Source organism: Sphingomonas sp., from assembly GCF_019242355.1.
In the GTDB taxonomy this organism is placed as follows: Bacteria; Pseudomonadota; Alphaproteobacteria; order Sphingomonadales; family Sphingomonadaceae; genus Sphingomicrobium.
The window spans coordinates 1-3,003 of sequence record NZ_JAFAVR010000098.1; the positions used below are offsets into that span (position 1 = coordinate 1).

The following is a 3,003-nucleotide window of genomic DNA, read 5'->3' on the forward strand; positions in this document are numbered from 1 at the left end:
CAACCCAAATCGTTGGCTTGAGGCGGACTTTTCGATGCGGTGCGGTGTGCGAGCCGGTGTCGCGGCGCCGCGCTGCCGGGGCGCCATCACCATAGTGCGCCTGCAAGCGCCGACACGCGCGCCAGAGTTGTAATCAACCCCAGCTCACATGGGCGTTTCGGAGGCAAGGGCGCTCGGTTCACGACATCGTGGGCGCGCCTTTCGTTGCTGTTTTCGATCCGAGGTCTGAGCCCGTTCTGTGACCCGCGCCCAATCCTGTGCGCGTGTCAAACTCACATACGGTCGCCGTGACGACGGCTGCACCAACATCCCGCTTGCGGCGGGCCAGGGCTCAGGAGGGCGAGACCAATCTACGGATCGGCTGTTCAGGCCATGTTGGGGTCACGGTCGCCCACCTGGATCGGCCGGGACTGATCAGGTCCCGGCGGATAGCGGAGTTGGATGGCGGGCTGCGGTCAGGCGGTCTGCAGCACCGCGCCTTCGATGACTACTCCTGCTGTCACATACTTCCAGAGCGCCACCAGAAGCTTGCGCGCGAGTGCGGTGATCATCGTCTTGCGCAAGCGCCCGCCATTGCGGCTGACGCGCTCGTGGAACCAGCGGCTGAATGCCGACTCCGGCTGGTGTCGCAGCCATAGCCACGCGAGCTGGAGCATGGTCGTTCGCAACCGCGGGTTCCCAGACTTGCTGACGCCCTGCTCCCGGTCGACCGTTCCGCTCTGCCACGGTGTCGGCGCCAGTCCAGCATAGGCTGCGACCTGCCGCCGGTTGTCGAAGGCCCGGAACAAGCCTTCCGACCAGAGCACCATGGCGAACTCCGCACCGATGCCCTTGAGGCCCAGCAACATCGCCACCGGCGTCGGCGTGCTTGCCTCCCTTGCCGTAGCGAGCAGGGCATCTCGCTCGGCCTCCACGGCCTTGATCTGCTCGAGCAGCAGCTCGAGCCGGTCGAGCTCGCGGCTGATCTGTCGCATCAGGTGCTCTGGCAGCGGGCGGCCGTCACCGGTGTGCAGCTCCTGCAACCGTTGCCGCCGGTTGCGGTGCAGCGGTTCATACTCGACGCCTTGCGCGAACAGCAGGCCCTTGATGCGGTTCACGTGCTCGACCCGCTCGGCGGTCAGCGTCTTGCGCTCGCGCGAGACCCGACGACGGTCCTCCTCGTCCGGCGTCGGCACCTGGACCATTGCGCACACGCGCGGCTCGCCGCGCTTGTAGGCCAGCAGGGCTCGAACCAGCGCCTCACCGTCGATCCGATCCGTCTTCGCCCGCCGCCGCCGGCGCGAGGTCGCGATCGAGGCCGCATCGACGACATGGCTCTCGATCCCCTCGCTTTGCAGCACGCGGTGGATCCAGAACCCGTCCAATCCCGCCTCTTGAATGACGATGATCGGGACGCGTCGTCCCGTTCGCCGTTCTGCCTTGTCCTGCAGCTGCGAGAACCGCTGCAGCAGTCCAGCGATGTCGCCGCCCGCGACCGAATGCTTCGACATCTTCTCGCCGCTACCCGGCGCGAGGGAGGTGACCAGCCAGGTCGAGCGACTCAGTTCCAACGAGACGGCAATCGCGCCGAGGTCGGCGTGGATGGCGACGGGGTCGTGAGAGTGCTGATCGGCAGCTCGCATCGTCTTCTCCAGAGTGAGGGTCCAGCAACCTCACTCTGCCAGGGAGCAGGCCGCTATCCACGTCCATAGGATCTACGGATAAGCCTCGATGCGTTGGTTGGTTAGCGAGATGGCAGGCTTGCCTGGTCTGAAGGCGTAGGCGACGAGGCAGGAGAGGACATGGACCATGGCGTTCGTCACCGACCTGTGGCGTGAATGCTCGAGCCCCATCTCGGACTTGAGGGTATCGAGCACGGTCTCGATGACGAAGCGCTTGCGCAGCATGACCTTGTCGGCCAACGGCATCAGGTAGTTGCGCATGTTGCGCCGGATGCTGGTGATCAGGTGCAGGCCGCGTTGCCAGAGCTTGGTGAACAGCGCGCGGCTGATGTAGCCCTTGTCGGCGTAGAGCTTGCCCGCGAGCTGCTGGGTGATCGCGTCCAGCACGGCACTGTCGGCGGTGTTGCCGGGGGTGATCTTGAGCGCCACGATCTGGCCTTTGTGGTTGATCACGAAGTGCAGCTTGAGAGCAAAGAACCAGCCCATGCTGGTCTTGCCACGCGCAGCCAGGCCGTCGAACACCTTGTGGCGGTGGATGCGGCGATTGCGACAAACAGCGAGCTTGGTCGAGTCGGCGAAGTAGACGCCGGTGTGTTCGCCCCCCAGGCTGTGCAGCAGCACCATCAGCGGTGTGAACAGCCGCGGTATGAGGCTGACGAAGCGGTCGTAGTGCGGCAGCTCGCCGAAGCAGGCGCGATGCTGCTGGCCGATCCCGTAGGTGTAGAACGCCTTGAAGTGCTTGAACGGCGAGAGGTGGAACAGCACCACGATGAGCAGCATCTCAGAGCGCGACAGCTTGCCGGGGCGTTGTCGCATCTGCTCTGACGGGATCAGCCGATGAGCTTCCCAGTCTACGAACGCTTTGCAGAAGTCATCGAGACAGCAATACAGCGCTGTGATATCGACGGCCATCGAGGGGGCTCCCCGGAACCGGGTTTGACGCTCAGTCTTCGCAAACCGATGCTGTCAAAGCCTTGGTGCCTTGGGAACCCCCTCACCCCTTATCCATAGTTCGGGTTAATCACCCCATAGCTTTGTAGTCTCTCCCACGTGAACTGGCATTCAGGCGCCCGCGCGGGCATCCGGAGGGGGCACGATTACTTGCCTGGCCCGGCAGCGGCAGGTGCCTGGCCCCTCGCTCGCCCTGTCACTCACGCCAGCAGGGAAACCGTGCCCGTGGTGATGTCGTAGTAGTCCGCCGCGACCTTGACCGTGCCCTTAGCCACCGCCTCGCTGATCATCGGTGATGCGGTGGCCAGCAGCTTCGCCTGAATGCTCGCATTCGCCCGGCTGGTCGCCTCGGGGTCCGGTCCCGCCCGCTCGACCGCGGCGCGGAGATACG

At 64.9% G+C, this 3,003-nt stretch carries 3 protein-coding genes; all 3 read right to left on the minus strand.

What is annotated here, in order from left to right; genetic code table 11:
- Positions 1–455 precede the first annotated feature (455 nt).
- Positions 456–1,622, minus strand: coding sequence for an IS110 family transposase (locus JOZ79_RS04630; protein ID WP_294071271.1), 1,167 nt, complete (start codon positions 1,620–1,622; stop codon positions 456–458).
- Between the two features lie 72 nt (positions 1,623–1,694).
- On the minus strand, positions 1,695–2,573 hold the full coding sequence (locus JOZ79_RS04635) for an IS982 family transposase (protein WP_294071274.1): 879 nt from the start codon (positions 2,571–2,573) through the stop codon (positions 1,695–1,697).
- Positions 2,574–2,812: 239 nt separating this feature from the next.
- The coding region (locus tag JOZ79_RS04640; protein WP_294071277.1) for a hypothetical protein at positions 2,813–3,003 on the minus strand (191 nt) is incomplete at its 5' end.

What these genes read in the sequence shown, in the direction of transcription:
- JOZ79_RS04630 (WP_294071271.1), bottom strand. Translation starts at nt 1,622, where the DNA reads ATGCGAGCTGCCGATCAGCACTCTCACGACCCCGTCGCCATCCACGCC.
- JOZ79_RS04635 (WP_294071274.1), bottom strand. Translation starts at nt 2,573, where the DNA reads ATGGCCGTCGATATCACAGCGCTGTATTGCTGTCTCGATGACTTCTGC.